The organism is Streptomyces monashensis, assembly GCF_001866665.1.
Lineage (GTDB): Bacteria > Actinomycetota > Actinomycetes > Streptomycetales > Streptomycetaceae > Streptomyces > Streptomyces monashensis.
In genome coordinates this window covers 13,275-35,134 of the sequence record NZ_MLYO01000074.1, presented here as the reverse complement: position 1 = coordinate 35,134, position 21,860 = coordinate 13,275, and the positions used below count along the sequence as shown (strand labels likewise).

21 protein-coding genes and 3 pseudogenes are annotated in these 21,860 nt (G+C 73.0%); 12 read left to right on the top strand and 12 right to left on the bottom strand.

The window, feature by feature from the left end:
- Together BIV23_RS37435 and BIV23_RS37430 are read right to left on the bottom strand one after the other, a co-directional pair.
- The coding region (locus BIV23_RS37435) for a maltotransferase domain-containing protein (protein ID WP_143079195.1) at positions 1 to 654 on the bottom strand (654 nt) is incomplete at its 3' end.
- A 107-nt stretch (positions 655 to 761) separates the two neighbouring features.
- Entirely contained in the window at positions 762 to 1,061 is a 300-nt protein-coding gene (locus tag BIV23_RS37430) for a DUF5133 domain-containing protein (RefSeq protein WP_071376163.1), read from the bottom strand.
- Between the two features lie 304 nt (positions 1,062 to 1,365).
- On the opposite strand from BIV23_RS37430, the gene BIV23_RS37425 reads away from it, so the two are divergent.
- The gene (locus tag BIV23_RS37425; protein ID WP_071385438.1) at positions 1,366 to 1,866 is read left to right on the top strand and encodes a pep a2; all 501 of its coding nucleotides are present in this window, start codon (positions 1,366 to 1,368) and stop codon (positions 1,864 to 1,866) included.
- 29 nt (positions 1,867 to 1,895) lie between these two features.
- The gene (gene glgX / locus BIV23_RS37420; RefSeq protein ID WP_071385444.1) at positions 1,896 to 4,013 is read left to right on the top strand and encodes a glycogen debranching protein GlgX; all 2,118 of its coding nucleotides are present in this window, start codon (positions 1,896 to 1,898) and stop codon (positions 4,011 to 4,013) included.
- Between the two features lie 190 nt (positions 4,014 to 4,203).
- Here glgX and BIV23_RS37415 read toward each other — a convergent pair whose 3' ends face one another.
- Positions 4,204 to 5,013 (bottom strand): VOC family protein, encoded by an 810-nt coding sequence (locus BIV23_RS37415; RefSeq protein WP_071376161.1) that lies wholly within the window; start codon positions 5,011 to 5,013, stop codon positions 4,204 to 4,206.
- Positions 5,014 to 5,144: 131 nt separating this feature from the next.
- Between BIV23_RS37415 and BIV23_RS37410 the strand changes: the two genes are divergently transcribed.
- The 4 genes from BIV23_RS37410 to BIV23_RS37395 all read left to right on the top strand — a co-directional run bounded on the left by BIV23_RS37410 (position 5,145) and on the right by BIV23_RS37395 (position 8,032).
- Positions 5,145 to 5,609 carry a MarR family winged helix-turn-helix transcriptional regulator gene (locus BIV23_RS37410; protein ID WP_071385437.1) on the top strand — a complete coding sequence of 155 codons (465 nt, stop codon included), beginning with the start codon at positions 5,145 to 5,147 and terminating at the stop codon, positions 5,607 to 5,609.
- The gene (locus tag BIV23_RS37405; RefSeq protein ID WP_245790834.1) at positions 5,606 to 6,490 is read left to right on the top strand and encodes an ABC transporter ATP-binding protein; all 885 of its coding nucleotides are present in this window, start codon (positions 5,606 to 5,608) and stop codon (positions 6,488 to 6,490) included. The genes BIV23_RS37410 and BIV23_RS37405 overlap by 4 nt, the downstream gene beginning before the upstream one ends.
- The gene (locus tag BIV23_RS37400; RefSeq protein WP_071385436.1) at positions 6,450 to 7,295 is read left to right on the top strand and encodes an ABC transporter permease; all 846 of its coding nucleotides are present in this window, start codon (positions 6,450 to 6,452) and stop codon (positions 7,293 to 7,295) included. Before BIV23_RS37405 ends, BIV23_RS37400 begins: the two co-directional genes overlap by 41 nt.
- A 212-nt stretch (positions 7,296 to 7,507) precedes the next feature.
- Complete coding sequence (locus BIV23_RS37395; protein ID WP_071385435.1) at positions 7,508 to 8,032, top strand: hypothetical protein; 525 nt, start codon at positions 7,508 to 7,510, stop codon at positions 8,030 to 8,032.
- Between the two features lie 27 nt (positions 8,033 to 8,059).
- Here BIV23_RS37395 and hemC read toward each other — a convergent pair whose 3' ends face one another.
- The 4 genes and pseudogenes from hemC to BIV23_RS37375 all read right to left on the bottom strand — a co-directional run bounded on the left by hemC (position 8,060) and on the right by BIV23_RS37375 (position 12,460).
- Positions 8,060 to 9,001, bottom strand: coding sequence for a hydroxymethylbilane synthase (gene hemC / locus BIV23_RS37390; protein WP_177240176.1), 942 nt, complete (start codon positions 8,999 to 9,001; stop codon positions 8,060 to 8,062).
- Positions 9,002 to 9,019: 18 nt separating this feature from the next.
- Positions 9,020 to 9,976 (bottom strand): ATP-dependent DNA ligase, encoded by a 957-nt coding sequence (locus BIV23_RS37385; protein WP_079173650.1) that lies wholly within the window; start codon positions 9,974 to 9,976, stop codon positions 9,020 to 9,022.
- Positions 9,977 to 10,097: 121 nt separating this feature from the next.
- A pseudogene (locus BIV23_RS37380) lies at positions 10,098 to 10,752 on the bottom strand (LuxR C-terminal-related transcriptional regulator).
- A 235-nt stretch (positions 10,753 to 10,987) separates the two neighbouring features.
- The gene (locus tag BIV23_RS37375) at positions 10,988 to 12,460 is read right to left on the bottom strand and encodes an MFS transporter (RefSeq protein WP_071385433.1); all 1,473 of its coding nucleotides are present in this window, start codon (positions 12,458 to 12,460) and stop codon (positions 10,988 to 10,990) included.
- 251 nt (positions 12,461 to 12,711) lie between these two features.
- Here BIV23_RS37375 and BIV23_RS37370 point away from each other — a divergent pair, with 251 nt between their 5' ends.
- Positions 12,712 to 13,365, top strand: coding sequence for a TetR/AcrR family transcriptional regulator (locus tag BIV23_RS37370; protein ID WP_071385432.1), 654 nt, complete (start codon positions 12,712 to 12,714; stop codon positions 13,363 to 13,365).
- Positions 13,366 to 13,456: 91 nt separating this feature from the next.
- Here BIV23_RS37370 and BIV23_RS37365 read toward each other — a convergent pair whose 3' ends face one another.
- The 4 genes from BIV23_RS37365 to BIV23_RS37350 all read right to left on the bottom strand — a co-directional run bounded on the left by BIV23_RS37365 (position 13,457) and on the right by BIV23_RS37350 (position 16,790).
- The gene (locus BIV23_RS37365) at positions 13,457 to 14,500 is read right to left on the bottom strand and encodes a zinc-dependent alcohol dehydrogenase (protein ID WP_071385431.1); all 1,044 of its coding nucleotides are present in this window, start codon (positions 14,498 to 14,500) and stop codon (positions 13,457 to 13,459) included.
- Between the two features lie 179 nt (positions 14,501 to 14,679).
- Positions 14,680 to 15,519, bottom strand: coding sequence for an XRE family transcriptional regulator (locus BIV23_RS37360; RefSeq protein WP_079173649.1), 840 nt, complete (start codon positions 15,517 to 15,519; stop codon positions 14,680 to 14,682).
- Between the two features lie 200 nt (positions 15,520 to 15,719).
- Entirely contained in the window at positions 15,720 to 16,262 is a 543-nt protein-coding gene (locus tag BIV23_RS52685) for an SH3 domain-containing protein (protein ID WP_245790833.1), read from the bottom strand.
- Positions 16,263 to 16,502: 240 nt separating this feature from the next.
- Positions 16,503 to 16,790: a putative quinol monooxygenase gene (locus BIV23_RS37350; protein ID WP_071385429.1), complete on the bottom strand. Its 288-nt coding sequence runs from the start codon at positions 16,788 to 16,790 to the stop codon at positions 16,503 to 16,505.
- A gap of 164 nt (positions 16,791 to 16,954) precedes the next feature.
- Between BIV23_RS37350 and BIV23_RS37345 the strand changes: the two genes are divergently transcribed.
- The 3 genes from BIV23_RS37345 to BIV23_RS37335 all read left to right on the top strand — a co-directional run bounded on the left by BIV23_RS37345 (position 16,955) and on the right by BIV23_RS37335 (position 20,476).
- Positions 16,955 to 17,482 carry a MarR family winged helix-turn-helix transcriptional regulator gene (locus tag BIV23_RS37345; RefSeq protein ID WP_071385440.1) on the top strand — a complete coding sequence of 176 codons (528 nt, stop codon included), beginning with the start codon at positions 16,955 to 16,957 and terminating at the stop codon, positions 17,480 to 17,482.
- A 139-nt stretch (positions 17,483 to 17,621) separates the two neighbouring features.
- Complete coding sequence (locus BIV23_RS37340) at positions 17,622 to 18,089, top strand: peroxiredoxin (RefSeq protein ID WP_071385428.1); 468 nt, start codon at positions 17,622 to 17,624, stop codon at positions 18,087 to 18,089.
- 56 nt (positions 18,090 to 18,145) lie between these two features.
- Positions 18,146 to 20,476 (top strand): SpoIIE family protein phosphatase, encoded by a 2,331-nt coding sequence (locus BIV23_RS37335; RefSeq protein WP_071385427.1) that lies wholly within the window; start codon positions 18,146 to 18,148, stop codon positions 20,474 to 20,476.
- 442 nt (positions 20,477 to 20,918) lie between these two features.
- On the opposite strand, the pseudogene BIV23_RS37330 reads toward BIV23_RS37335, so the two are convergent.
- Positions 20,919 to 21,236 (bottom strand): annotated as a pseudogene (locus tag BIV23_RS37330) (aldo/keto reductase); the annotation flags it as partial.
- 133 nt (positions 21,237 to 21,369) lie between these two features.
- On the opposite strand from BIV23_RS37330, the pseudogene BIV23_RS54155 reads away from it, so the two are divergent.
- Positions 21,370 to 21,583, top strand: a pseudogene (locus BIV23_RS54155) (transcriptional regulator); the annotation flags it as partial.
- Positions 21,584 to 21,656: 73 nt separating this feature from the next.
- A complete protein-coding gene (locus BIV23_RS50840) occupies positions 21,657 to 21,806 on the top strand; it encodes a hypothetical protein (RefSeq protein ID WP_177240175.1) in 150 nt (49 codons plus the stop codon).
- Positions 21,807 to 21,860: the final 54 nt, after the last annotated feature.

The window sequence follows — 21,860 nt, the reverse complement described above, 5'->3', positions numbered from 1 at the left end:
GTGGGGCTGCTCGGCGGTGCCCTCCGAACGCGGGAAGAACTCGTACCACGACCCGAACAGCGCCCGCTCCCGCTCCACCAGCAGCGGCATCGCCTCGGAGGCCGTGACCAGCTCCCGCAGCGGATGACGCGCCAGCACCGCCGCCACCTGGGGCGACAGCGCCGCCGCCAGCCGCTCCCGCACCGACAGGGAATCGTCACCGAGCGTGCGTGCGGCGGCCCGGACGAGGTCGCGCTCCGCACCCTTCGGCGCCTCGGCGGCCGCCCGCTCGAACAACTCGGCGCCCTCCTCCAGCACCAGACCGACGTCGACACCGGCCGGGATCTTGACACGCGCGTGGTGCCGCCACGTCGTGAGCGGGTCGGACCAGGCCTCCACCCGGTAGGTCCAGTGGCCGGTCGTGTCCGGGGTGACCTCCGCGCCCCAGCGGTCGCTGCCGGGGGACAGCTCCCGCATCGGTGTCCACGGGCCGCGCCGGCCCTTCGGATCGCGCAGGACCACATTGGCACCGACGGCATCGTGCCCTTCGCGGAACACGGTGGCCGTGACCTGGAAGGTCTCCCCGGCCACCGCCTTCGCCGGGCGCCTGCCGCACTCCACGGCCGGCCGGACGTCACGTACCGGTACACGGCCGATGGCCGGGGTCCTGCGCATGTATCTCACCTCCGCCGTGCGCGAAGCCGGGCCAATGGCCCGGCTTCGCGATCCGATACGGGCCGACTCACGTCGGTCCCGGGGGGAACGCCTTGTACGGTGCCAGCTCAGGGGCTGGACGCCGTGGAACGCCGCTCCGGTGGCGGCGCGCTTCGCGCCGAACGGCGGCGCTTCGGCCGCCCGTTCTGCTCACGCAGGTAGGTGACCAGGTTCGTGCGCAGATAGCGCTCGGCCGCGTCCGCCGCCTCGCGGGCGCAGCGTTTGCCCATCAGCACGCACAGTGTGTAACCAGAGTCCTCGAACGTGGCCCGGACCGCGCGGTCGTGGGGCGAGGCGAGCATCACGCGCTCCCACGCCCGGTAACGCCGCAACTGCCGGGCCACCTCGGCCTTGGCGGGGAGCAGCATCGCCGTCTTCACCTTTCACGCTCTCGACTGGGCGCGTTCCCGACGGTCGGGTGGCGTCCGCGCGCGGAAGGGCACGGCACCGTTACGGCGATCGAGGCTTTCACTTATGGTGCACGCACGACGACGCAGCGTCTTGTTGGAGCTTCAACCACGCGTGGTGTGTCTGGTGCTCGTGTTGCACGAATGGCGTAGTGCCCGCACCGTGGAGGTGACTCAGAAGCCATCGGCACTCACGCTGTGTGTCCGGGAGCCCTCCCGGACAGGCGAGGGGAGCACGAGCTTCGCCGGTGAGGAGCAAGCGACGATGGAGACCGCAGTGCCCTGCTACTACCACCTCGACGTGGAAGTCAGCCCGGAACGGGTGGGACAGGTCAGCCGCATCCTGGCCGCCCATGTGCGCTACTGGGACCTCGACAATCTCGCGGACCCCGTCCGCCGCGGCGCCGAGCTGCTGCTGCGGGCGATCCACCAGCATGCCTCCGACAGGCGCACATCGATCGAGATGTGGTGGAACGGGCAGCATCTGATCACCGCCTTCGGCGACGACGACCCCGATCTGCGCCCCGACCAGGATCTGCGCGCCTGCCTCGCGGACATCGCCGCCATGAGCGACGGCTGGGGATGCTGCACCTCGGAGCGCGGCAGCACCATCATCTGGTTCACGCAGCGCGCCCGGTCCGGCGAGCGCGTCCCGCGCGTGCCCCTCACACCCGCGCCCGCCCTGCGCCAGGGCCTCCCGGTGCCGCGCGCACTGCCGGTCGCGCGGCTGGCCGCCCCCGAGGACACCCTGGAGGGCAGCCGGTGACGTCCCGCACCTCCAGATCCCGGCACGGGCTGCCCGCATGGAGCGGGCAGCCCTACCCGTTGGGCGCCACCTTCGACGGACAGGGCACCAACTTCGCACTGTTCAGCGAGGTCGCCGAGCGTGTGGACCTGATCCTGCTGGACGACGCGGGCACGCAGACCCCCGTCCGGCTGCACGAGGTCGACGGATTCGTCTGGCACGGCTACCTGCCGGGCATCGCCCCCGGCCGGCGCTACGGGTACCGCGTGCACGGACCCTGGCAGCCGTCCCTGGGCCACCGGTGCAATCCGGCGAAGCTGCTGCTCGACCCGTACGCCCTGGCCGTCGACGGCCAGATCGACAACCACCCCTCGCTGTACGAGCGCGCCCCCGACGGCCCGGCGCCCGCCGACAGCGCCGGGCACTCCATGCTGGGCGTGGTGGCCGACCCGTACTTCGACTGGGGCGACGACCGCCCGCCCCGCACGCCCTATGCCGACTCGGTCATCTACGAGGCCCACGTGCGCGGCCTGACCCGCACCCACCCGGACGTGCCGGAGCGGTTGCGCGGCACCTACGCCGGCCTCGCGCACCCCGCGGTCGTCGAGCACCTGACCTCGCTCGGGGTGACGGCGGTGGAGTTGATGCCGGTGCACCAGTTCGTGCAGGACGGCGTCCTGCAGGACCGGGGCCTGGCCAACCACTGGGGCTACAACACCATCGGCTTCTTCGCCCCGCACAACGCCTACGCCGCCTTCGGCACCCGGGGCCAGCAGGTCAACGAGTTCAAGGCGATGGTGAAGGCGCTGCACGCGGCCGGCCTCGAAGTGATCCTCGACGTCGTCTACAACCACACGGCCGAGGGCGACGAGCGGGGCCCGACCCTGTCCTTCCGGGGCATCGACAACGCCTCCTACTACCGGCTGGTCGACGGCGACTGGGCGCACTACTACGACACCACCGGCACCGGCAACAGCCTGCTCATGCGCCACCCGTACGTCCTGCAGCTCATCATGGACTCGCTGCGGTACTGGGTGACCGAGATGCACGTCGACGGCTTCCGCTTCGACCTCGCGGCCACCCTCGCCCGGCAGTTCCACGAGGTGGACCGGCTCTCGGCGTTCTTCGACCTCATCCAGCAGGACCCGGTGATCAGCCGCGTCAAGCTGATCGCCGAACCCTGGGACGTGGGCGAGGGCGGCTACCAGGTGGGCAACTTCCCGCCGCTGTGGTCCGAGTGGAACGGCAGGTACCGGGACGCGGTACGGGACTTCTGGCGGGCCGAGCGCGGTTCGCTCGGCGAGTTCGCCTCCCGGCTGACCGGCTCCTCCGACCTGTACCAGCACAGCCGGCGCCGCCCCCGCGCGAGCGTCAACTTCGTCACCGCGCACGACGGTTTCACGCTGCGCGACCTCGTGTCGTACAACGACAAGCACAACGAGGCCAACGGCGAGGAGAACCGGGACGGCGAGAGCCACAACCGCTCCTGGAACTGCGGGACCGAGGGCGACACCGACGACCCGGGCATCCTCGAACTGCGCGCCCGCCAGCAGCGCAACCTGCTGGCGACGCTGCTGCTCTCGCAGGGCATCCCGATGCTCTCCCACGGCGACGAACTCGGCCGCACCCAGCGCGGCAACAACAACGCCTACTGCCAGGACAACGAGATCTCCTGGATCGACTGGGAACTCACCCACGAACAGCGGTCGTTGACGGCGTTCACCCGGTACCTGATCGCCCTGCGCGCCGCCCACCCCGTGCTGCGCCGGCGCCGGTTCTTCCGCGGTGAGACCGCGACCAACGCCGACCAGCCGCTGCCCGACCTGATGTGGCTGCGGCCCGACGCCCGCGAGATGACCGACCGGGACTGGCAGCGCGGCGACGCGCACTCGGTGACGGTGTTCCTCAACGGCGACGCCATCGCCGAACGCGACTCCTACGGGCGCCGGATGACCGACGACTCCTTCCTGCTCCTCGTCAACGGCTACTGGGAACCCGTCGTCTTCCGGCTGCCCGGCCCCGCGTTCGCCGAACGCTGGACGACGCTGATCGACACGGCCGACGCGGACGGCATCCCGGACGAGCGCGAACACAAGGCGGGTGCGAGGCTCCGGGTGGAGGCACGCGGCCTGGTCGTGCTGTCCAGGCCGTCGCGCGTCACCCGCTAGGCGGCGACACCCTCTGAGCGGGTCCGGCGAAGTCCGGTGCGGGACGGCAGCGCCCCGAAGGGGCGCGGGGCCGTGTTCGACATGCGGCTGCCGCCGCGCGGGCGCGACCGGCCGCGACGGACCCGCGGACGCGCGACGGCGCATCGCGGCCCCCCGGCGGAGCCGCACATCGGCACAGCCGGCGGAGCGCTCAGCGCTGCCGGTGCGAGGTGACCGTGAACTGGGCCCCGTCCGGGTCCCGCAGGATCGCCTCGTCCTCCGCCTCGCTCAGCACACTGCCGCCGTGCTTCTCCGCCGTGCGGGCACAGCCCAGGACGTCCGCGACGGCGAAGTGGATCTGCCAGTGCGGCCGTACGGACGGATCCGGCGCCGACTCCACCGCGCCGGAGTCGATCCGGGCCACGATGTCGCCCTGGCTGCGCAGCACCACCTCGCCGCCCTCGTACTCCACCTCGCAGCAGCCGGGCTTCCCGGACGCCCAGTCCAGGATCTCGCCGTAGAACAGCGCGGCGTCGAAGGCGTCGCGCGTGTGCAGCCGGATGAAGGTCGGCGACGCGCGGCGCCAGGCCTCCCAGTTGCCGACCAGTTCCCCCTGCCAGATCCCGAACGTCGCCCCGTCCCGGTCGGCGAGCAGCGCGGCCCGGCCCGGCGGGAAGGACAGCGGTCCGACGGCCGCCGTACCGCCGCGCTCGCGGGCCCGGGCCACGGCCGTGTCGGCGTCCGGCACCGCGAAGTACGGCGTCCAGGCCACCGCCATCTGCCACATCGCGGCGACGGCCGCGATCCCCGCCACCGGCACCCCGTCGGCCAGCGCGATACGGAAGTGCTCGCCCAGTTTCACGCCGCGCCAGCGCCAGCCGAGGACGGCCGTGTAGAACTCCTGGGTGGCCGCGAGGTCGCGGCTGGTCAGGCTCACCCAGCACGGGGCGCCGAAGACGGAGTGCGTGGAGACGACGTCCCGTCTGCGCGGTCCACCGTCGGCAGGGGTCTTGTGGTTCATGGCGGTCGCGTCCTGGGGTCGGGGACGGTCTGGCACCAGTCTCCACTGAGCGGCCCGGTTCGCGCTCCTTGACCTCTCCTTTGACCGCCGTCCGGGGGGAAATACCTCTGTAGCAGAGGTAATCTTCGAATGTGGAACACGAGAGCTATCCGGAGGAGCTGGCGGACACGCTGGTGCGCATCCAGCGGCTGATCCGGCGCCGTCTGCGCGGCGGGCTCGCCCTGCCCCGGCTGCGCGGTGCCGAGGTGGAGCTGCTGCGGCTGGTCGAGTCCCGGCCCGGCATCGGCATCTCGGACGCCGCCAGGGCGCTGCACCTGGCGGGCAACTCCGTGTCGACCCTGGTCAACCAGCTGGTCAAGGGCGGCTATCTGGTCCGCGAGACCGACCCGGCCGACCGCCGGGCGGCCCGCCTGCTGCTCACCGGGTCCGCCGAGAAGAGACTCGCCGACTGGCAGCGCCGCCGGGCCGAGCTGGTGTCCCGGCACGTCTCACGGCTCGACGAGGCCGACCGGGAAGCCCTCCGCGCGGCCCTTCCGGCGCTGCGCAAGCTGGCCGTCACCCTGCACGAGGAGCACGAGGAGACAGAGAAGCCATGACGCAGCCCGAGGAACAGGACCCAGGTCCGGGCAGGACGACGGACGAGAGTACCGGCGTGGCCGACGGAGGGGCCGAGGGCGTCGCCGACGCCGTCTCCTGCGCCTCCCTGAGCTACGCGTTCGGCGACACCAAGGCCGTCGACGGACTGGACCTCGCCGTCCGCGAGGGCGAGGTGTTCGGACTGCTCGGCCCCAACGGCGCCGGCAAGACCACCGCCATCCGCTGCGTCACCACGCTGCTGCCCGTCCCCGCCGGGAAGGTCCGGGTCTTCGGCCACGACGCGGCGAAGGAACGCATGGCGGTGCGCCGGCTCCTCGGCTACGTCCCGCAGCAGCTCTCCGCCGACCAGGGCCTCACCGGCCGGGAGAACGTCGCCCTGTTCGCCCGGGTCTTCGACGTGCCCCGGCGCGAGCGCGCCGCCCGCGTCGCCCAGGCCCTCGCCGCCGACCGGCTCGCCGGCACCTACTCCGGCGGCATGATCCGCCGCCTCGAACTCGCCCAGGCCCTGGTCAGCGCACCCCGGCTGCTGATCCTCGACGAGCCGACGATCGGCCTGGACCCGATCGCCCGCACCGGCGTGTGGGAGCACATCAACGCCGTGCGCGCCGTGACCGGCATGACCGTCCTCGTCACCACCCACTACATGGACGAGGCCGACCAGTACTGCGACCGGGTCGGCCTCATGCACCGCGGCCGGATCCGCGCCCTCGGCACCCCGGCCGAGCTGCGCCGGGGTCTCGCCGAACACCAGGGCACCGACACCCTGCCCACGCTGGAGGACGTCTTCCGCGCCATCGCCGGCAGCGGCCTCGACGACACGTCCGGAGGAGGTTTCCGCGATGTCCGCAGCACCCGCCGCACCGCGCACCGAGTCGGCTGACCACACGGATCTTCTGCTCACCCCGCCGGTGCCCCGCGCCGGCTGGCGGCTGCTGCCCGCCCGGGTCGGCGCCATGTGCGCGGTGGAGCTGCAGAAACTGCGCCATGACCGCACCGAGCTGTACACCCGCGCCGTCCAGCCCGCCCTGTGGCTGCTGATCTTCGGCCAGACCTTCACCCGCATCCGGGCGATCCCCACCGGCGGCGTCCCCTACATCGACTTCATGGCGCCCGGCATCATCGCCCAGTCGGCGATGTTCATCGCGATCTTCTACGGCATCCAGATCATCTGGGAGCGCGACGCGGGCATCCTGAACAAGCTCCTCGTCACCCCGACACCCCGCTCGGCACTCATCACCGGCAAGGCGTTCGCCGCCGGTGTGAAGTCCCTGATCCAGGCCGTCGTCGTCATCGTCATCGCGGCGATCCTCGGCGTGGCGCTGACCTGGAACCCGCTCAGGCTGCTCGGCGTCGCCGCGGCCGTCGTGCTCGCGTCCGCCTTCTTCTCCTGCCTGTCGATGACCATCGCGGGCATCGTGATCAGCCGCGACCGGCTGATGGGCATCGGCCAGGCGATCACCATGCCGCTCTTCTTCGGCTCCAACGCGCTCTACCCCGTTTCGGTGATGCCGGGCTGGCTCCAGGCCGTCAGCAAGGTCAACCCGCTGAGCTATCAAGTCGACGCGCTGCGCGGGCTGCTCCTCGGCACACCGTCGCATCTCGGCGCCGATTTCGCGGTGCTCGCGGTGGCCGCCGCGCTCGGCATCGCGGCCGCCTCCTCGTTGCTCGGCCGCCTGGCCCGGTGATCGCGCTCGCGCGGCCCGCCGATCTTGTACGGACGTGATGTGCGGCACGCGCGCGTACCCCCGGAAAAGGGCCCGGTGACGGATTCTTCCTGGGCAGCGCTTGATCAGCGATCAAAGCGGGCGAACCCGCTGGCCACAGCGCATTCTGCGCATTTGACAGTGCGCTGAGCGCACAGATAGACAGCAGCTCTCGATAGGTCGAGAGGGGCACTGTGTACGAGCCGAACGTGGTCGGGGACTGGCACGAGTACGACGAGCATGCCGGTCTGCGGGTCCGCGTCCACCGCCTGGAGGCGGCGGAGCCGCCGCGCGGACGCGACGACGCCGCCGTCGGGCTGACGTACTTCAGTGTCCGGGTGACCGTCGAGAACCGCGGTGCGCGGCACTACGGCATCCACCTGGAGGACGGTCAGATCGACGTCCGCGTCGGCCCGGACGGCGAGGCCGCGTTCATGGACTGGCGCAACTCCCAGTTCATCGAGGGCTTCGACGTCTATCCGCTGCGCCGGGCCACCGCCGTGCTCTACGCCGCCGCCCCCGAGACCGCCCTGACCCACGTGGACGTACAGGTGCAGCTGCGGGTGGAGGAGGAGTGGACCGACCGCCGACTGTGGGCCGGCGGCATCGGCGTCCAGGAGGCCTCCGCCGCGGCCGCCCCGACGGGCAGCCCCCAGGCCGGCCTCGCCCACCAGGTCAGCGCCTTCCTGCGGGACCAGACGGAGCCGGGCTCCGCCTGAGCCCGCAGGCCCGCGCGCCGTACGACGTCAGTGCGGGATGCCGTCGATGATCTCCCGGGCGCCCTGCCGCAGCAGCGCCACCGCGACCGAGGTGCCGAGGGTGGCCGGATCGAGCCGCCCGGCCCACTCGTGGGCGTTCAGCCGGGTCTTGCCGTCGGGCGTGAACACACAGGCGCGCAGGGAGAGTTCCCCGCTGCGGTCCACGCGCGCGTACCCGGCGATGGGGCTGTTGCAGTGGCCCTGGAGCACATGCAGGAACATCCGCTCGGCCAGCGCCTCCCGGTGCGTGTCCGGGTCGCCGAGACCGGTGACCGCGTCGATGACGCCGGTGTCGTCCTCCCGGCACTGCAGGGCGAGGATGCCCGCGCCGATCGGCGGCATCATCGTCTCCGTGGACAGCACCTCGCTGATCACGTCGGTCCGGCCGATCCGCTCCAGTCCCGCCACCGCGAGCAGCAGCGCGTCGGCCTCGCCTTCGGCGAGCTTCGCCAGCCGGCGGTTGTCGTTGCCGCGGAACGGCACGCACTCCAGATCCGGGTGCGTGGCGGCGAGTTGGGCGACCCGACGCACCGAGGAGGTGCCGATCCGGGTGCCGGCGGGCAGCTCGTCCAGGGTGAGCCCGTCCGGGTGGACCAGCGCGTCCCGGATGTCGTCCCGCTTCAGGAAGGCGGCGAACACCGTCCCGGCGGGCAGCGGCCGGTCGGCGGGCACGTCCTTCACGCAGTGCACCGCGAGGTCGGCCTTCCCGGCCAGCAGGGCCGCGTCCACCTCCTTGGTGAACGCCCCCTTGCCCTCGACCTGGGACAGATCGCCGAGCCACTTGTCACCGGTGGTCTTCACCGGGACGACCTCGGTGCGCAGTTCCGGGTGCAGTGCGGCCAACTCGGCGCGGACCCGGTCGACCTGAGCCAGGGCCATGGGCGAGTCGCGGGAGACGATACGGATCAATTCGGGAACCGGCATGCGCACACGATAGACCTTCGGCGTTCAGCGAAGGTCTTCGGGCAGGTCGGCCGCGGACTCCTGCGGTGAGAGGTCCGGGCGCAGCCGCTGCCAGACCGGCTGGCGCAGCAACCCGTTGCGGGTGCGGGTGCTGTAGGAGACCTCGCCCACCAGCCGCGGCAGCACCCAGTGGGCGCCCGCGATCCGCGGGACCGGGTCGAAGGGACACCGTGCGCTCGCCGCGGCATCGAGCAGCCGGGCCAGCTCCAGGCGCTCCGCCTCGCTCCAGCCGGTGCCGACCCCGCCGACGTACCGCAGCCGACCGCCGCCCGCGCGCTGGCCGGCCAACAGGGCTCCGGGCAGTCCGGCCAGCCGCCCCCTCCCCGGCAGCCAGCCGCCGACGATCACGTCCACGGACCGCATGTTCCGGATCTTGATCCAGGCTCGGGAGCGCACCCCGGGCTCGTACACCGAGTCCAACCGCTTGCACACCAGCCCCTCCAGACCGTGCTCCCTGGTCGCCGCGAGCGCCTCCGCGCCGTGCCCGGTGACCGCGCCCGGCACCGACCAGTAGGGCCCCGCCAGCCCCAGCTCCTGCAGCCGTACCCGCCGCCGTACGTACGACTGCCGGACCAGGGACTCACCCAGAAAGGGCACGTCGAAGAGGACCAGATGGACCGGCGTCCCGGCCGCCCTGCGCGCCGCCCGCGCGGGGGAGTGGGCGAGCCCCATCCGGCTCTGCAACAGCTGGAAGTCGGCCCGCCCGTGCTCGTCCAGGGCCAGCACCTCACCGTCCAGCACGGCGGGCGTCGTGCCCAGGGCGGCGCCGAGCGGCCGGAGTTCGGGATAGGCCGCGGTGATGTCCTCGCCCGACCGGGCACGCAGGAGCACACCGCCGTCGCCGGGCAGGTACACCATCGCCCGCTGACCGTCCTGTTTGGTCTCGTACGCCCAGCGCGCGTCCTGGGCTGCGGGCGGCAGTGCGCCGGGCGTGGCGAGCATCGGCGCGATGAGCGGCAGGGGCGGGGGTACGGCGGTCACGGCTGAAGTCCTCGACCGCTTCCGCAGGCCACACGCGCCTTCGCCCGCGGGTTCCCCTGAACGGGCCCGCGGGGCATGGCGATCAGGCGTGCCGGGCGTGCCGCAGACAGGCGGGCACCGCCGGCACCCTGCGGTGCCCGCTGTCGCTCGGCGGCAGGCCCAGCTTCAGGAAGACGTTGCCGATGTGCTTGCTGACGGAGCGTTCGGTGATGACGAGCGACCGGGTGATGGTGGTGTTGTCGTGGCCCTCGGCCATCAGCCGCAGCACCTCCCGCTCGCGCGGGGTGAGCGCGTCCAGGGGCGAGCCCGCGTGGCGGCCCATCAACTCCGTCACCACCTCGGGGTCGAGGGCCGTGCCGCCGCGCGCGACCCGGTCCAGCGCGTCGAGGACCTCGTCCACACAGCCCACCCGGTCCTTGAGCAGGTAATCCCACCCCACGCGCCCCACCGCTCAGCACCTCTGCCGCGTACGACTCCTCGACGTACTGCGAGAGCACCAGGACCGGCAGTCCCGGCAGCCGCTCACGCGCCGCCGGCGCCGCACACAGCCCCTCGTCACGGAGGCCGGGCGGCATCCGTACGTCCAGTACGGCGATGTCGGGCCGCTGGGCGAGCAGCGCCGGCAGGATCTCCGGCCCGCTGCCCACGACGGCGGCCACCTCGTGCCCGGCCGACTCCGGCAACAGCACCAGGCCCTCCCGGAGGAGGGCGTTGTCCTCGGCGATCACGACGCGCACGACGGTTCCTTCTCCGCACCGGAGGGACTCCGGCGGGACGGGTCGGGCGGAACGGAGCCGCGCGTACGGTCCGTTCCGGGGACGGTGGGGCAGAGCGCGGCACGGGGCACCGGCCCCCGGCCCACTCCCAGCCGGTCTCGGCCGATCCTCGTCGGCGTGGCCGCCTCGGCAGGTCGCAGCGCCGGGGCCGTCCCCGTTCGTAGGCCTCGGCGCGCCGTGCGCCGGGAGGGTCGGCTCAGGCCACCGCCTCGGCCGAGGGCTCGGCGGCGGCCGGGGCCGGGGCCGGGGTGGCCGGGCGGTGGCGGGGGAGGAAGGAGGCGAGGACGAAGGCGAGGACGGCCGCGCCCGCGCCGATCGCCATGACGACCTTGAACCCGTTCTCGGACGGCAGCGCGTGCCCGCCGAGGCTGGTCGTCATCTGCGCCAGGATCACGCCTGCGACCGCGCTGGCGACCGAGGTGCCGATGGACCGCATCAGCGTGTTGAGGCTGTTCGCGGCGGCCGTCTCCGAGGGCGGGACCGCGCCCATGATCAGGGCCGGCATGGCGCCGTAGGCGAAGCCGACGCCCGCGCCGATGACGCACGAGACCAGGATCAGATGCCAGACCTCGGACATCAGGACGATGTTGATGCCGTAGCCCGCCGCGACGATCACGGCGCCGATCATGAGCGTGACCTTCGGCCCCTTCGCCTTGGTGACGGCGGCGGAGACCGGGGCGAAGGCCATCATGACCAGCCCCTGCGGAGCCATGACAAGACCGACGGTCAGCATCGACCTGCCGAGGCCGTAGCCCGTCTGGGCCGGTAGCTGGAGCAGCTGCGGGAGCACCAGGGACATCGCGAACATCGAGAACCCGAACGCGATCGAGGCGAGGTTGGTGAAGAGCACCTGACGGCGGGCCGTGGTGCGCAGGTCGACCAGCGGCTGGGGGGTCCGCAGCTCGAAGACGCCCCAGACGACGAGGACGACGGCCGCGAGCGCCAGCAGACCGAGCGTGGTGCCGCTCGTCCAGCCCCAGTCGGCGCCCTTGGACACGGCGAGCAGCAGCGAGACCAGGCCCACCGCCAGACCGGCGGAGCCGACCGCGTCGAAGCGGCCGCCCGAGCGCACCGTCGACTCCGGGACCAGGAGCATGACCAGCGCGAAGGCGACGACGCCGAGGGCCGCGGAGGTCCAGAACAGCACATGCCAGTCGAAGTGGTCCGCGAGGAAGGCCGCGGCCGGCAGACCGAGCGCGCCACCGACGCCCAGCGAGGCGCTCATGAGCGCCGTCGAGCCCGCCAGCTTCTCCGGCGGCAGCTCGTCGCGCATGATGCTGATGCCCAGCGGGACCACCGCGGAGGCGAGGCCCTGGAGGGTACGGCCGACGATCATCGGGACCAGCGCGTCGCTCAGCGCGCACACGACCGAGCCGCAGACCAGCAGCACCAGACTGATCAGCAGCATCAGCCGCTTGCCGAACATGTCGCCGATCCGGCCGGCCATCGGCGTGGCCACGGCCGCGGCCAGCAGGGTCGCCGTCACGGCCCAGGCGGCGTTCGACGCGGAGGCGTTCAGGTACGTCGGCAGCTCCGGGACGATCGGGATCACCAGGGTCTGCATCAGGGACACGGTGATACCGGCGAGGGCCAGCACCGCGACCACGGCACCGGGCCGGGACGGAGCGGATCTGCCGACTTCGGCGGGCCGGACGGGGGTGTCGGACATGAGGAGAACCTTCCGGGGCAAGGGGTGGAAACCGACAAGGAAAGAGCGGGAACGGTGGGCGTAAGCTTAAGTCAATTGATTGACTTATTTCAGCGAGCCGAAAAGGCGCCGTACGCGGGGCCTGGCCGTGGTGGCGCGAGCGCACACCGTAGGCTTCTCGGGCTGGACCTCGCCGCCCCGGTCGAGGACCTGGGGCGGTGCGTGGGACTGGCCGCCCCGGGGCGCTGCGCAGTCCCGGAGCGGTGGTGAGCATGGCGCGCAGGACGGCGCGGGCCGAGCAGGTGAGCGCGACCCGGGAGGCGATCCTGACCGCGGCGGAGCGGCTGTTCGCCGAGCACGGCGTGTACGCCGTCTCCAACCGCCAGGTCAGCGAGGCCGCCGGCCAGGGCAACAACGCCGCGGTCGGCTACCACTTCGGCACCAAGGCGGACCTGGTCCGCGCGGTGGCCCGCAGGCACGCCGAACGCATCGAGACGCTGCGCGAGCGTGCGCTGGAGGCGGCCGGCGACTCCATGGACGTACGCGACTGGGTCGACTGCCTGGTGCGCCCGGTCACCGAGCACCTGGCCGGGCTCGGCAGCCCCACCTGGTACGCCCGGTTCTGCGCGCAGGTGATGACCGACCCGGCGCTGCACGAGATCATGGTCGAGGAGTCCATGACCTCCCCCGCGCTGTGCCGGGCGATCGAGGCGCTGAACCGCGCCCTGCCCGAGCTGCCGCCCGAGGTCCGTGCCGAACGCGGCCAGATGGTCCGGCAGTTGATCCTGCATACCTGTGCCGAGCGGGAACGTGCACTCGCCGAGGGCGCCCCGACCCCGCGCGCCACCTGGGCGGGTGCGGCCGACGGGCTCGCCGACGCGATCGTCGGCCTGTGGCTGGCCCCGGTGGCACGCCCCGCGCGCTGACCCCCCCGCGACCCCGGGCCCCTGCTCCGGAGCCGTCCACGCCTGGCCTCCGCTCACCCGGGCCCGCCCCACCCTGCGTTCACGCACCCGCTCACGCATCGAAGGTCACCACGACCTTCTCCGCCGCGCCCGGGGTGAGCGCCAGCTCGAAGGCGTGGTCGGCCTCGGTGACGGGCACGCGGTGGCTGATCAGGCGGGCGAAGCGCGCATGGTGCTCGATCAGTTGGGGCGTGACCTCGAAGATCTCGGTCGGGTACCCCTGGGAGGCGATGAGTGTCAGCTCGCTGCGCAGCATGCCGCCGAGATCGATCTCGGCGCTCTTCTTCTGCACGGCGACCATGACCAGGCGGGCACCCCACTTGGCGGCACCGACGACGGTGTCGAAGACGGCGGCGGCTCCGGCGGCGTCGATGTAGACATCGGTGCCCGGCCGGGGCCGGCCGAGGGCGTTGGCGCTCTGTCCGTGCAGCTCGGTCAGCCGGGCGGCCGCGTCCTCCTCCGCCGAGTTGATCACCGCGTCCGCGCCGACGGCGAGCGCCGTGCGAAGCCGGTCGGGCAGTACGTCGACCACGGTCACGTGCGCCACGCCCCGCAACTTCAGCCAGATCGCGGCGCCCAGTCCGATGGGCCCGGCGCCGAAGACCGCCACCTTCTCGGACGGCTGTGCCCCGGACCGGTTGACGCAGTGCAGGGCGACCGCCATCGGCTCGTTGAGCGAGGCGACGTCGAAGGGCACGGTGTCGGGGAACACGGCGACGCTCCGGCCGGGTACGGCGTTCTCGATCAGCAGGTACTCGCTCATCCCGCCGTACCGCCCGCCGCAGCCGATGATCCCCGTGGGCGCGTCCTGCGGATTGACCACGACGCGGTCTCCGGCCTTGAGCCCCGTCACCCCGGCCCCGACCTCGACGATCTCCCCGGCCGGCTCATGGCCGAGGGCCACCGGGACGAGTGCGCCGCCCAGGTGTGCCCGGGCCGGCATGCCGCCCATGCGCAGGAACGTGACGTCGGTGCCGCAGATGCCGCAGGCGCGGATCCGCACGAGGACGTCCTTCGGCCCGGGCCGCGGACGCTCGACGTCCACGACGGCGATCTGCCCGGCGGTGCCGGTCTGTACGGACTTCATGGTGGCCATGAGGTGACTCGCTCTCGGGAGACCGGATGGGATGAGAAACCGCGGGCGGGAAGGGGCGGCGCCGCGGTGACTTACTTGAGTTAGGCAAACACATGCGACTTAATTGAGTCAAGCAAGTGATTCTCGGGGTGCTGTGGACCCCCGTCGCGGCGGCTGACCCGCCCGGCCCGCGCGTAAGGTCACCCCAGGTCGGCCGGCGTCACGTCCCGCCCCGTGCACGCCAGTTCCCCGCCCACCTCGGCGCACGCCTCCACGCCCTGGGGCGAGGACACCGACAGCATCGGACTGCTGTCGCCGGCGGTGTCGTCCGCCGGATAGCTGGCCGACAGCACGTCCTCCCCCTTCCGTACCGACACCTCGTGGGCCCGTGCCGAGCGCAGCCGGACCTGGGACCAGACGGTGCCGCACGCCGCCGACCAGCGCAGCCGGACCGTGTAGGCGGGGTCGGTGACCGAGCTTGTGGTGCGCGCGTCCCGGGCGCACACCGAGGCGTCGGGCAGCTCGCCCCGGCACGAGCGGGCGTGGCAGCGCGGCACCGCCGGCAGCGTGTGCGCGGTGGGCGCGGTGCCCGGACGGGCGGCCAGGATCACGGTGGCGGCCACTGCCGTGACCGCGCCGAACACGGCGAGCGCCGACAGCGGCAGCCAGAAGGGGCGACCGGACGCGCGGCGTGACCGAACCCGGCCGGACTCCTCGGCGCAGTTCGCGCCCGTCGTGTCCGGCCCGTCCGTCGTGTCCGGCGCCGGCGGGGGCATGTCGCTCGCATCCACCGGAGCCCACTCGGCGAGCACGGCGTCGGGATCGGCGCCGGCGAGCCGGCACAGCGCCTCCACGGCGGGCCGGGGTGGCGGCGTGCCGCCGGACAGATAGCGGTGCCACGCGGACTTGCTGTACGGAGTGCGGGCGGCGAGCGCCGCCAGGCTCAGTCCCGTGCGGTCCTTCAGCGCGCGCAGTCCCGCCACCAGTGGCTCGTCCGGCGTGGTCGATGTCGATGCTGTCGATGCCTGAGGGTGCCGCATCGTGCGTCCTCGACTCCCTTTTCCGCTATGGGCTCCCCTATGGGAGGTTTCGCCCCTGTTGTCGGAATGGCTTCCCGGGAGTGCGGCGTGCGCAACACACGGTGAGGTATGAGGAAGGTGAAGCGTGGGCGTACCGAAGGCCCGTTCGGGGATCGTCGAACGGGCCTTCGGTGTCTGAGTGGTGCGGCGGTGAGGGGCCGTCAGCACCAGGGCAGGGCGCGGCGGGTGCGGACGTAGTACGCCGAGACGTAGCCCCTGTGGTGGGCGAGGCGGTACCAGGTGCGGTTGCCGTGGACCCACGAGCCGTGCGTCCGGCAGGTGAGGTGCAGGTACCGGCCCGCCTGCCGGTGGCCGATCACCCGGTAGCCGGTGCCCGGGCCGGATCGGACGTTGAGTCCCGCGTACCCGGTGGTGACGCGGCCGTAGGTGCGGTACGGACGGACGCGGTACGGTGCCGCCGCGCCGACCGGGCGGTACGCCATTCCCTGGACGGTGTAGTGGTGGAACCGGCGGGCGTGGTACGCGCGGCGCAGGTGGTGGCGGTGCAGGCGGTACGCGGAGTGCCTGCGGTGGTGGATGCGGTACGGGGCGTGGTGGTTGTGGTCGGCGCGGTACTGGCTGATCGCGCCGGGTACCGGGGACGAGGCGGCGGCGTCGACGGGCGCGGCCCCGGCCGCCGTGGGCAGGAATGCGAGGACCGCGACCGTGGCCAGCAGACCGCCCTTGAGGGTCTGTCGGATCATGGCAACCTCCGGCTGTCGTTCTCGTGACCACGAGCAGTGATCACGACAGCCAGCGTTTCCGTGGCGCGCCGCCGGAATGCCGTTCCGGTGTCCCCGGGGACACCCGGGACGTCCCCCGGGACGAACCCCCGCGCCGCTACCCCGCCCGCCTGCGCCGGAGCGGACCGGCGTTCCGCCGTGCCGCCCGTCTCGGCCCGGGTCCGGACGACGCGTTCCGGGGCGGCGCCCGGGGCGTCCGGGTCAGACGGTCTCGGCGAAGGTGATGGTCCGCTCCTTCAGCAACGGGAACACCGTGCCCCGGATCAGCTCCGCGAAGTGGTCCGTCCGCTTGTGCGCCTCGAAGCCGTCGCGGTCGGTGTACCGCTCGTACAGCAGGAACGCCCCTGGCTGGTCCACCACCTCGTGCGCCTCGTAGGCGAGGTTCGCGGGCTCGGACGCGACCAGTTCGCGCATCTTGCGCAGCGCGTCACGCACGGTGTCCACATCGGCGGGCGCGCACTGGTACTGGGCGACGACGGCGAAGGCCATGGGTTCCTCCGGGGTTCCTCGGGGTGGGTCGTGGTTCTGCCGATTGCAGCACGGGGGTGCCGGGGGGCGGCCCGTACGACACGCGTCCGGTGGCGTCGGCCGGCGTCGGGCAAAGGTCTGCGGAAGTTACTTGACTTACGCAACGAACTGATAGACTGGTGGGCATGCCCACGGAATCTCTGTCCGACCTGCCCGTCGCCTCCCCGGAGGTCGTCGAGATCGAGCGCGCTCTGACGCGCGTCACCTACCTCAGTACGCGATCCCGGCAGCACGAGCGGCTGATGGGGCTGGCCGGTGTGCCGCTGGACCGGGCCGCGGTGGCGTTGCTGCGGCAGATCGCCGACTCCGAGCCGTTGCGGCCGGGCGAGCTGGCGCAGCGCCTGGGCGTGGAGGCCTCGCACGTGACCCGGACCGTCCAGCAGCTCCAGCGGGCCGGCTACGTCAGCCGGGTCCCGGACCCCGACGACCGGCGGGCTCAGCGGATCCAGCTGACCGACGCCGGGCGGGAGGCCGTCGGACGGATCCGGGAGGCCGGGGCCCGGGGGATGCAGCTCGCCCTCGCCGGCTGGCGGCCCGAGGAGCTGCGGCAGATGGCGACGCTCTTCCACCGCATGGTCGACGACTTCCTCGCGTACACGGTCGAGGAGGACTCCGGCCGGGAGGCCGACGCCGCCTCGCCGGTGACGGGCTGACGGTCCGTCGTCGTAGGGGGCGGCGGTGCGGTCGCCCCCTTTACCGTCCAGTAATATCCGGCCGCAGGCCGGCCGGGCCGAAACGCGGTGCGGCCGGCGCGACGGGGCGCGCAGTCGCCCGAAACGAGGAGGGACGGTCGTGACCGAACGCATCGAGATCGGGAGCAGGGTCGAGGACTTCGCTCTGCCCGACGAGACGGGCACCACCCGCAGGCTCACCGAGCTGCTGGCCGACGGGCCCGTGGTCCTCTTCTTCTACCCCGCCGCCATGACCCCCGGCTGCACCGCCGAGGCCTGCCACTTCCGCGACCTCGCCGCCGAGTTCGCCGCCGCCGGGGCCCGGCCCGTCGGCATCAGCGGTGACACGGTCGACAAGCAGCAGGAATTCTCCGGTGCCCACAGCCTCGGCATGCCGCTGCTCTCCGACGCCGACGGCACCGTGCGGGAGCGGTTCGGCGTCAAGCGCGGTTTCTCCCTCGCCCCCACCAAACGTGTCACCTATGTCATCGCCCAGGACCGCACCGTGCTGGAGGTCGTGCGCAGCGAGCTGCGCATGAACACCCACGCCGACCGGGCTCTCGCGGCCCTGCGCGCCCACCAGGGCTGAACCGGGCGCCACCGGCGCGCTTGATGCGCCGGAACAATCGGAACATCCTTGGGCGTATGAAGCATGTCGCCGCAGTGGCGATCATCGATGCCGTCGGCACCGTGACCGGGTGGAGCGACGGCGCGCGACAGCTCACGGGCCACCCGGCCGCGGACGTCGTGGGCCGCCCGGCGGCCGGCCTGCTCGCCGAGGACATCCCCGGCGAGCTCCTCGCCGCCCGGACCGGCACTGTCGTCCTGCGGCATCGTGACGGCCACCGTGTCCCGCTGGCCCTCACCGCGCTCCCCGTGGACGGCGCCGACGGCGAGCCCGCCGGTTTCGTCGTGACGGCCCACCCGCCCGCCACGGCCCTGGCAGCCCAGGCCTTCGAGCAGGCCTCCATGTCGATGTCCGTCTTCGACCTCAAACAGCACTACCTGCGCGCCAACGTCGCCGCCGGGCACGTCCTCGGCGTCCCCGAGGAGGCGCTGATCGGCCGGCACTTCCTGGACACCGTCGAGGACGTCGAGCACAGCCGCGGCTTCCTCGCTCACCTGCGCCAGGTCGCCGAGACCGGCCGGGCGCTGCGCTACGAGAGCTTCACCGGCGCCCCCGCCCTCAACCGGGAGCACGCCTGGACCACGGAGATGTGGCCCCTGCACGACGACTCCGGCACCCTGACCGCGGTCGCCCTCGCCGCCCTCGACAGCAGCGAACAGTACTGGGCCCAGGCACGCCTGGTCCTGCTCAACGAGGCCGCGGCCGCCATCGGCACGACCCTCGACGTGGTCCGCACCGCCGAGGAACTGGTCGAACTGCTCGTGCCGCGCTACGCCGACTTCGCCAGCGTGAACCTGCTCGACTGGGTGCTCGGCACGGAGGAGCCGCCGATGATCCCGGACGGCCCCGTCACCCTCCGGCGTGTCGCCCACGGCTCCACCCACGCGGGCAACCCCGGCGCGGCAGTGCACCTCGGCGAGGCCGACGCCTACGAGCCCTGCTCACCGCTCGCCAGCGCCCTGCGTGAAGGCCACTCCGTCCTCAGCCAGGCCGGCGAGCCGGAGTTCGTGAAGTGGCTCGAGGAGCGCAACCTCCGCTCGCCCGAGGGCCGCCCCTTCCGCGACGGTGCCCACTCCGTGCTCGCGGTGCCGCTGCGTGCCCGCGGCACCACGCTCGGCGTCGCGGTCTGCGTCCGCATGGCCCACCCCGACGCGTACGGCCCCGACGACGCGGTCTTCGCCGAGGAACTCGGCAGCCGCGCCGCCGTCTGCATCGACAACGCCCGCCGCTTCGCCCGGGAGCGCAGCACCGCCCTCGCCCTCCAGCACAGCCTGCTCCCGCGCGGCCTGTCCGGACAGGTCGCGCTCGACGTGGCCCACCGGTACCTGCCGTGCGGCTCGCTGGCCGGCATCGGCGGCGACTGGTTCGACGTCATCCCGCTCTCCGGCGGCCGGGTCGCCCTGGTCGTGGGCGACGTGGTGGGCCACGGCATCCAGTCCTCGGCCACCATGGGCAGGCTGCGCACGGCCGTACGCACCCTCGCCGACGTCGACCTGCCGCCGGACGAACTCCTCACCCACCTCGACGACCTGGTTCTCCTGCTCGCCGCCGAGGACAGCGGCGAGGAGGTCGCCGAACTCGGCGCCACCTGCCTGTACGCCGTCTACGACCCGGTCTCGCGGCGGCTCACCCTGGCCGCCGCCGGCCACCCGGCCCCGGCCGTCGTCCTGCCCGGCGGCACCGCCGAGACCGTCCCCATGACCGCCGGACCGCCGCTCGGCGTCGGCGGACTGCCGTTCGAGGCGACCGAACTGGACCTGCCCGAGGGCTCCGTCGTCGCGCTCTACACCGACGGACTGCTCGAGGACCGCGACCGGGACTTCGACGGCGCCACCGACGCCCTGTGCCGGGCCCTGACCGCACCCGCGGGCTCCCTCGACGCCCTGTGCGACAGCGTCCTGAAGGCCGTCCTGCCCCACCAGCCCGGGGACGACGTCGCCCTGCTCCTCGTCCGCACCCGCGCGCTCGGCGCCGACCGCGTCGCCACCTGGGACGTGCCGCCCGACCCCGCCGAGGTCGCCACCTTCCGGCAGGCGGCAGGTGCACAACTCACCGCATGGGGGCTGGACGAGGCCGCCTTCGTCACCGAACTCGTCGTCAGCGAACTCGTCACCAACGCCATCCGCTACGGCGAACCGCCCATCCAGCTCCGCCTGATCCGCGACCGCGCCCTCATCTGCGAGGTCTCCGACGCCAGTTCCACCTCCCCGCACCTGCGCCGGGCCAACGACTACGACGAGGGCGGCCGCGGACTGCTCCTGGTCGCCCAGCTCACCCAGCGCTGGGGCAGCCGGCAGACCGGCCGCGGCAAGACCATCTGGGCCGAACAGGCGCTGCCCGAGGCCTGATCGATCCCGCGGCCGCGAGCTGTCCGTCGACCGCGGCGCGCAGGGTGGAGCAGCGCTCCACGATCCGGGCGGGGATCCGCTCGTCACCCCGCCAGGCGGTGTCCTGGGGTAGGTGTGTGGCCGGGCAGCGCGGCGTGGAAGTCCCGCGCCTCGGCTCGCGCCTTCGATCGGTACACCGTCGTCCGCGGCGGTCGCGGCCGACACCCCGCCGTCCTCGCGTGCCGGGACGCCCTGCGCCGTGCGGTGGCGCTCCACCCTTGCCGGGTCCAGGCCGGCCCGCGGCGCATCACCGTACGTCGCGTGCCACCGGGGCCCGGCGCCAGTGGACGCCCGGTGCGCATCGAGCGGGCCCGGTGGGGATCCGTGGTGCCCTGTGCCACCGGCCGTGCCGTACTCGCCCCGCGGGGATCACCCCTCGAGGGCCCGCGCATCCGGCGGCCCGTCAGCCCCCGATGCCGTCCCGTTCGGCCAGCGCGTCCGCAGGCAGCTCCAGGCTCGTGGCGGCGATGTTCTCCCGCAGATGCTCCGGGGACGACGTGCCGGGGATCAGCGCGATGTTCGGGGAACGGCGCAGCAGTCAGGCCAGTGCCGCCTGCTGCGACGAGGCCTCCAGACGGGCGGCGACCTTGGCCGGCGTCCCGGACTGGAGCGGGGTGAAGCCGCCGAGGGGGAAGTACGGCACGAACGCGATGTCCAGCGCCGCCGTACGCCCCAGCAGCGCGTCGTCCCGCCGGTTGGCCAGGTTGTAGAGGTTCTGCACCCCGGCGGGCGCCCACCTCGGTGCGGCGCGCAGGATCGCCACCGCCCGGGCGCGGTCCTTCGGCGGGCCGAAGACGTGCGGCCCGGTCGGCTGCACTCCGGGCCGTTGTTCCCCCGGTGGCCTCTTCGTCCACCTTGCGCCGGGGCCCGTGGGGCTGCCCGGCGGCGGGCTGCGCCGCGAGGAGGTCGCGATGCTCGCCGGCATCAGCTCCGGCCACTACCTGCGGCTGGAGCAGGGCCGGGACCGCAGCCATCGCGCGCGTGCTGCGGCTGGACGCCGACGCCACCGCCCCCCCTCGTCTCGCTCGCCCAGGACCGGCCCGCCACCGCGCCACGGCCCGGGCGCCGCTCGCGGCAGGTCCCGGTCGGCGAGCCGTCCCTGCGCAGCGAACGCTTCCGCACGCTGCGGGCCCGGCGCGAGGTGCGGCCCCGGCGCGGCCGCACCAGCCATCTGACCCACCCCCAGGTCGCCTTCCACGCGGAGCCCGGCAGCCGCAGCGAGGAACTCCTCGGCATCCTCAGCACGCCGACGGGGGAGGCCGCCGCATCGGAGCGTGTCGAGGACCAGTAGGGATGACCGGTGGTCGTCGGGGAGTTCGACGTGCCCGGGCGCGAAAGGGGCCAC